This window comes from Candidatus Cryosericum odellii, from assembly GCF_003570935.1.
GTDB lineage: Bacteria > Caldisericota > Caldisericia > Cryosericales > Cryosericaceae > Cryosericum > Cryosericum odellii.
On sequence record NZ_QXIU01000215.1, the window covers coordinates 5085 to 11886 of the forward strand.

Sequence of the window (6802 nt, forward strand, 5' to 3'; positions counted from 1 at the left end):
ACGAGGCGAAGGACGGTGGTCTGAGAATCAGCCATGGGTTACCTCCTTACTCCACGAATGTGGCCCGCCTGTTGCGTACGATGGCGGCCGTCTGCTCAGTGAGCAGAGTCATGAGCTGTCCGGCGCACGCGTATGCGACGGCGTCTGTGGCAAGCGGATTGACGTTGGCGATAGTCTCGCCCTTCGTGCTGACGAACGTGATGCGAATCGTTCCTGCCTGGTCCTGGACGGTCATCTGTGCCTCCTGTGTTCTGAATTTCGGGTACCCATTGAAGTTATGAGACACCCATCAATAGAAGGGTCCAGGATGAGCCTCTGGTGCTGTTCGCGCTCAGTGTCACCTGGTAGCTAGTTCGGCCGGGTGTCACGGCGAAGCCGGCGATGTTGCGTGAACACACCTGAACCCGGGCAGAAAGCGAAGAACCTCACAACGTACGTAGAATTCTGGAAGGGAATCCACATAAAAACCTGATGCAAAGTGCGTCTTGTGGATTCTTGAGCAGATTGTGAACAATTGTGTGCAAGACCTGCCCTTGCGTGCCACGATGAACCCGCTAAGATAACGAATGTGTTAGATAAGAAGGTTCCGACTTTCTTTCTCCAACCAACTTACTACAATGGCGAGAAGCGTAAGCTTTTCGCCTTTTTCATTTCCCCTCATCAATGACGCCCATTTCTGCTGTCTCAACTGGCAGCATTTTACTTGACACCACAACGCGCTAGACTTTTCTTAGGTGGAACGGCACGTGATGCCAAGGAGGCGCTTATGGCTCAGGATGAAGGTGAACTGATACGTTTGGCACTCGAACAGTTTCCTGACGGCGTCGTCGTAGCCGATGCTCATGACCATGTCGTTACACTCAACGCTCAGGTACGACTCATCAGGGGTTCACGGTCGGATGCCGGCATCGCTTTTCCTCTGCTCTTTGGCAGCTCAGTGAGCGAGGACGTCGAACAGGGTCTTGGCGTACTGCGGACAGGAACGGCGACGGAGTTCTTGTTTGTCGAGGGCGATCTGTCGACAGGCAAGGTCTATGAACACCGATGCGTCCCCGTGAAAACGCCGGGAGGTGCCTATGCCGGGACTGCTGTGACGTCGCACGACGTGACAGACCGACAGCTTCAGGATGCTCGTCAGGAGGCGCGAGTCTCTGGACTTCAGCAGCAGGTCGCGGCCCTGCAAGATGCACTGCCGGAGCGCTTTGTGGACGGCATGATCACGCTGGTCGACGCACTCGAGGCTCGAGACCGATATACGCGCGGCCATTCCACCCGAGTCGCGTTCCTGGCTGGCAAGATAGCTCGCAGGGTCCTGGGCCATGCTGCCGATGTTGCCGAGATTGAGCTGGCCGCTCGTCTCCACGATATCGGCAAGGTAGCGGTCCCCGACCGTCTGCTGGACAAGCCGTCCAGTCTGACTCCGGAAGAGATAACGATCATGGACACGCATCCTCTGGTCGGTGAGAGCATCCTGCGCCCCATCGCACAGCTGCGCAATGTTGCGGCCATCATCCGCAATCACCATGAGCGATGGGATGGAGCCGGCTATCCAGATGGCTTGTCGGGAGAACACATTCCGGTCGGTTCTCGGATTCTGGCTCTCGCCGATACATTCGATGCAATGACGTCTCAACGTCCATATCGCCATTCTCTGCCAGCGGCAGCGGCCCGGGAGGAAATCGCAGGACACCTGGGGACGCAGTTCGATCCCACCATCGGGCAGACATTTCTCGACATGATCAGTGCCGGCGAGATTCTGTCCGAGGACCAGGCCCACAGCGAGGGTGGATGATTCGCCGCGTAGCGTCGCAGAAGCGACACCTCGCCGTGTCGCAGAGTTCCGAGAACTTCCTGCTGTTCTCGTACGGCGACTACTTCGAACCCGGGAACGTTCGCTGGGGCGGTCTCCGGTTTTTCAACGATGACCTCATCCACCCCGCGTGTGGTTTCCCGCTCCACTTCCATGACGAGATTGAGGTTGTCACCATCGTTGTGGCAGGGGAGATACGGCAGCGGCAAGGGGCTCAGCCTCCAGTACGTCTTCGTCCAGGCGATGTCCAGGTCCTGTCTTCCGGGAGTGGTGTCCGTCACGTGGAGACGAACGAGTGCTCGGGACAAGTCCATTTGTATCAGATGGGGATTTTTCCGCGGGAGCCAGGACTGATGCCGTCGCATACTGAGGCAGCATTTGGAGCGTTTCCTCCTCCTAACGAGCTGATTGCAGTCGCATCCGGTCAAAACAAGACGGGGGCGATTCCGATGAACGCGGACGCGACCGTTTTCGTCGGTTCGCTCGAACCCTACCAGATGATCGAATACCAGATGGTCCCGGACCGTTGCGCATTCGTCTACCTGACCCGTGGTGCTATGACTGTCAATGGGGTCGACTATGAGGCAGGGGACCAGGCACGTATAGCGAACGAGCCCGAGTTCATGGTGGGGGCGATCGACCACTCGGAGTTCGTCCTTGTGGACGTGCCGACGCTGGGACAGACGATTCGCGAATAACGTAGCGGAACAGGGCCAAACCACAGGGAAAAAGCGAGGGGCCCCAGACGGGGCCCCTGCGAAGGAGGGCATGTGATAACGTTTGGCGCTATCACATCCTTATTATATCACTTCTATGAAAACGTTGTCAAGAGGTCCGGATATTGGCAGGTCTTCTTGACTCTGACCGGTGATTCAAGCTCTTTGGTGGATTCACGTTATTTTCATGATGTTTCGGTGCTGAAGTGGACTGGCCGTCACGGCCGGCCGAACGCTGAGGGCGGCTGGAACCCGTACTGGGTCTGTGATCCCAGGCAAATTCAGTCTCGCGTTTTGGAGCTGGGGCCTTGTAGTCGAAGCCGGAGAGGGTACGCCGTTCGATGGGCGTTCCCAGAACCTTCTCAATATCGCGGACCAGGATCGTGTCTTCCTCTGTGACCAGAGTGAACGCGTCTCCTGAATGGAGAGCTCGGCCGGTACGTCCGATGCGATGAGTGTAGGCGTCTGTCGTGTCTGGGATGTCGTAGTTGATGACGTGCGAGATCTGCGTCACATCGATGCCGCGAGCCGCAATGTCGGTAGCGACCAGTACCTTATATCTACCGTCGCGAAAGCCGCCCAGTGCTGCCTGGCGTGCGCGCTGCGACAAATTGCCCTGCAGTGACGTCGCGCGGTAGCCTTCATTGGCCAGCTTCTCGCCAAGCTTTTTGGCACGGTGCTTGGTGCGTGTGAAGATCAGCACCGACTCCGTATCAGTGTGCTTCAGCAACTCGATGAGCAACGGTGTCTTGAGGTGCTGCGGTACGGGATAAAGCGCATGTGAAACCGTTTCTACCGGAGCGGAGTGCCCAATCTGGACCGTCACGGGGTCATGCAGGATAGCGTCGGCCAGATGGCGGATGTCCTCCGGCATGGTGGCGCTGTACAACAGGTTCTGACGCTGGGCGGGGAGGTTCTTGATGATGCGCCGGACGTCGGGCAGGAAGCCCATGTCCAGCATCATGTCCGCTTCGTCGAGGACGAGGACCTGTATCTTGGTGAGATCGACCGTACCTTGGCTGATGTGGTCCAGCAAGCGACCGGGGCAGGCGATGACAATGTCGACGCCGCGCCGGAGCGCATCGATCTGTGGGTTGATGCCGACGCCACCGTAGATAGTGAGAACGGTGAGGCGAGCCTTGCGACCCAGGTCGCGAAAGTCCTCGGCGATCTGTTCCGCCAGTTCGCGGGTTGGGGCGACGACGAGGGCACGCAGTGAACCGCGCGGCCCCGTCAGCAGGCGCTCCATGATCGGAAGTGCATATGCGGCCGTCTTGCCTGTACCGGTCTGGGCAAGGCCCATGACGTCATGTCCTTCCATGACAGGGGGAATACCTTTCTCCTGGATGGGTGTGGGTGTGGTGTAGCCGCATGAAACAATACCCGCGGTAAGGCGGGGGTCGAGATGAAATGAATCAAATGTCACGTGAGCTCCTTGTGCCGGCGCTCGACAGGATGACGCTCTCAGACAGTCAGCAGGCGGCTCTTTCATATGTCGGATGTCGCCGCACGGGTGTGGCGAGTGCTATTGGACCCATGCTATGAGACATCGACAGTGAGCGTTCGGTCGGATTAGTCCCGGCCGTCTGTTTCCCTGTGCACGGACCTGCAAAACAATATAGTATGGGTCCGAACAGGGCACTGTCAACGAAGGTTATGTGTTGATCCTGATTGTGGGCACTCAGGGGGACCGTCTTCGTGAAGGATTTCGTACCGAGGACTGGTTGAAGATGCCAAGTCGTTCAACTAAACTACGATCGGACGAGAAATCTCGCCCGTCTCAAATAGAAATGGAGGCGTCAACATGGCAATGACAACATTCAAGGCTATTTCGCGTAAGCTCCCAGGGGGTCTTGCAGTCGAGAGCGAGTCCCGCGGCTTCAAGGTGATTATCGATGAACCGCCATCGCTGGGCGGCACCGATACTGGCATGAACCCGGTTGAGGGTCTACTGGTATCTCTGGGTTCCTGCCAGTGTATCATCGCTGCTGCGTTTGCTAAATCTCAGGGCATCGAGCTCAAGGAATTCTGGGTCGAGCTCGAGGGAGATCTGGACACTGACGGGTTCCTCAAGGGAGATCCGAACGTGCGTCCCGGCTATCAGGAAATCCGGTTCACCATGCACATCAAGACGGATGCGCCCCAGGATAAGGTCGAAGCATTCCAGAGATTCATCCAGAGCCGCTGTCCGGCTGGTGATTCACTTGGAAATGGCGTCAGTTTGAAACCAGCGACCATCGTTATCGACAAGTAGTCGCCTGTCCTGTCAGATAGCAGGTTTGTAAAAGCCCCGCCATCAGGCGGGGCTTTTTTCCTTGTCCTCGTGCCTGCGAAGGGGGTTTCAGGGCTTTCTGGTTACAGACGCCACAGTCGCGGGAGCGTTTGTACCCTTGTCCTTACCCCCTAGAGACCAGTGGCGGGTAAGGGCTGTCGGCACCTCGACAATGTCGTGGATATGGATGTCGGCGAGACCCAATTCTTCCGGAGCCCAACCGTAAAGGGCGCCTATCGCGAAATACCCTCCGGTGCGAGCGGCCTGCATATCATCGGCCCGGTCACCCACCATGGCGCACTGCTCTGGGCGAAGCTCGTTCCACACCTCACAGAGCATCATGGGTTTTGTTTCGCCGCTGCGTTTTGGTACACGGACGAGGTCAAAAAGATCCCGGACGCCGGCATTCGTCAGGATAAGTTCGGGATACCAGGGTGGAGCATTGCTGCAGATACCGAGATGCCAATCGTTGGCGGCAAGTGTCCGAAGAACATCCGGAACACCGGGATACAATTGTCCCTGAGTGTTCACATAATGTCGCTCCAGAGCGTCAAATTCCTGATCGAGTTCATCTGTCGGTTTCCCGAGATGCAGGCTCTCTACCCAGGCTTTCCACTCTTCGCCTGTCTTGCCGATAAAGCCTCGCAGGAAATCGTCGCTGGGCTGTAAAAAACCATACTTGTCTGCAAAGTCGTGCACTGCTGGAAAGAAGGATGTTTCCGTCCGGTAGAGGGTACCATCCATGTCGAACATGATCAGGTTCATCGTTGGCCTCCTGTTCTGCGTTGCGCGCCCGCTCTTGGAGGCACTGCAATATATGTATTGTAAGGCCGTGGGGCGTGTCGTGCAAGATGGTGCCGCAGCAGGTTGCGGACCGGGCACAGGAGATGATCAGCGCGGGAAGCAAGTGCTCCTGAGAGTCGACCTTGGCAACACAGATGTTCGCAGGTCCTGTGAAGAACTGTGTGGAATAGTTGTCTGAAGGCTGCTACACTATAAAAATAGGTGGCGACAGGGGCCGGAAGACCGCATCCGGAAACTCCACCGTACGGGAGGCACGATGGTCGATATGAGGCATTCAGAAGGCAGGCACGGTGGGGAGAAGAGGATGCCGCTTAGGGGGCTGGCTGCCATTGTATTGTGTCTGGCCCTGCTGACCTCCCTTATGTCCATGCCGTTTTCAGCTCTTGCCGAGACACTGACTGTCGGGTCTGCTGTCCAAGTCACCGGCACAGGGGGAGACGGCCTCAACGTGCGATCGTCGGCTGTCAGTTCGGGAACCATCGTCGGCGCCGAAAAAGACGGGGCCCGTGGGGTCATCCTGGAGGGTCCTGTTGCTGGTGGTACCTTCATCTGGTGGCGCGTCCAGTGGAAAAGTGGAGTGATAGGCTGGTCTGTCGATACGTATCTCAAGGTGGCTGTCCCCAGTCCGATTCCCAGTGCGCCGACGGCTCTTGGGGCTACAGCCGGGGTCGAGTCAGTTGTACTTTCATGGAGTCCTCCCGAGGACCCTGGAACGGCACCGATTACTGCCTGGCGCATCTACCGTGACAGTCACGCAAATCCGTCGACGCTCGTTGCCACACTGAACGTGGGCGATCAGGGCTTCGACACGCGCACCTGGACGGACGGCCCCATGCTCCTGGGCGGCAGGTCCTACTGGTACGCCGTCAAAGCCGTCAACGCGAATGGCGCGAGCGATCTCTGCGCAGGTGTCCAAGTGATTCCGCAGGCGGCACCAATGCCGTCTGGCGTTTTCTTTCTTCCTCCGGAGCTCGATTTTGGAGGCGACCAGACGTCACTCGTCCTGACTCTGCAAAATGCGGGGAGCACGCCGGTGACGTTCGGCGTCACCCCTGGTGCTTCATGGCTGGTCGGGGTTTCGCCCATGACAGGGAGCATTCCTGTCAGCGGAATCCAGCACATCAACATCGGAGTGCAGCGGACCGGTATGCCGGCGGGAACCTACGAGAGCCTCGTCCGCATCACCTGTCCCACGGGCAG

The 6802-nt window shown here is 57.8% G+C and carries 7 protein-coding genes and 1 pseudogene; 5 read left to right on the top strand and 3 right to left on the bottom strand.

The genetic code is table 11. The features are described 5' to 3' along the window. Window positions 1-46 precede the first annotated feature (46 nt). Window positions 47-235, bottom strand: coding sequence for a hypothetical protein (locus tag SMC5_RS08845; protein ID WP_119087676.1), 189 nt, complete (start codon window positions 233-235; stop codon window positions 47-49). 531 nt (window positions 236-766) lie between these two features. Here SMC5_RS08845 and SMC5_RS08850 point away from each other — a divergent pair. Next, window positions 767-1792 carry an HD domain-containing phosphohydrolase gene (locus SMC5_RS08850; protein ID WP_119120416.1) on the top strand — a complete coding sequence of 342 codons (1026 nt, stop codon included), beginning with the start codon at window positions 767-769 and terminating at the stop codon, window positions 1790-1792. Beyond that, entirely contained in the window at window positions 1789-2508 is a 720-nt protein-coding gene (locus tag SMC5_RS08855; protein WP_165846363.1) for a pirin family protein, read from the top strand. Before SMC5_RS08850 ends, SMC5_RS08855 begins: the two co-directional genes overlap by 4 nt. Window positions 2509-2635: 127 nt before the next feature. Here SMC5_RS08855 and SMC5_RS08860 read toward each other — a convergent pair whose 3' ends face one another. After that, window positions 2636-3952, bottom strand: a complete 1317-nt coding sequence (locus tag SMC5_RS08860; RefSeq protein ID WP_165846364.1) for a DEAD/DEAH box helicase — start codon at window positions 3950-3952, stop codon at window positions 2636-2638. Window positions 3953-4330: 378 nt separating this feature from the next. Between SMC5_RS08860 and SMC5_RS08865 the strand changes: the two genes are divergently transcribed. Beyond that, complete coding sequence (locus SMC5_RS08865) at window positions 4331-4780, top strand: OsmC family protein (protein WP_119120419.1); 450 nt, start codon at window positions 4331-4333, stop codon at window positions 4778-4780. Between the two features lie 87 nt (window positions 4781-4867). Here SMC5_RS08865 and SMC5_RS08870 read toward each other — a convergent pair whose 3' ends face one another. Next, entirely contained in the window at window positions 4868-5563 is a 696-nt protein-coding gene (locus SMC5_RS08870; protein ID WP_165846365.1) for an HAD family hydrolase, read from the bottom strand. Window positions 5564-5615: 52 nt separating this feature from the next. On the opposite strand from SMC5_RS08870, the gene SMC5_RS10820 reads away from it, so the two are divergent. Together SMC5_RS10820 and SMC5_RS08875 are read left to right on the top strand one after the other, a co-directional pair. Next, window positions 5616-5780, top strand: a complete 165-nt coding sequence (locus SMC5_RS10820) for a hypothetical protein (protein ID WP_165846366.1) — start codon at window positions 5616-5618, stop codon at window positions 5778-5780. A gap of 126 nt (window positions 5781-5906) precedes the next feature. After that, a pseudogene (locus tag SMC5_RS08875) lies at window positions 5907-6802 on the top strand (fibronectin type III domain-containing protein); the annotation flags it as partial.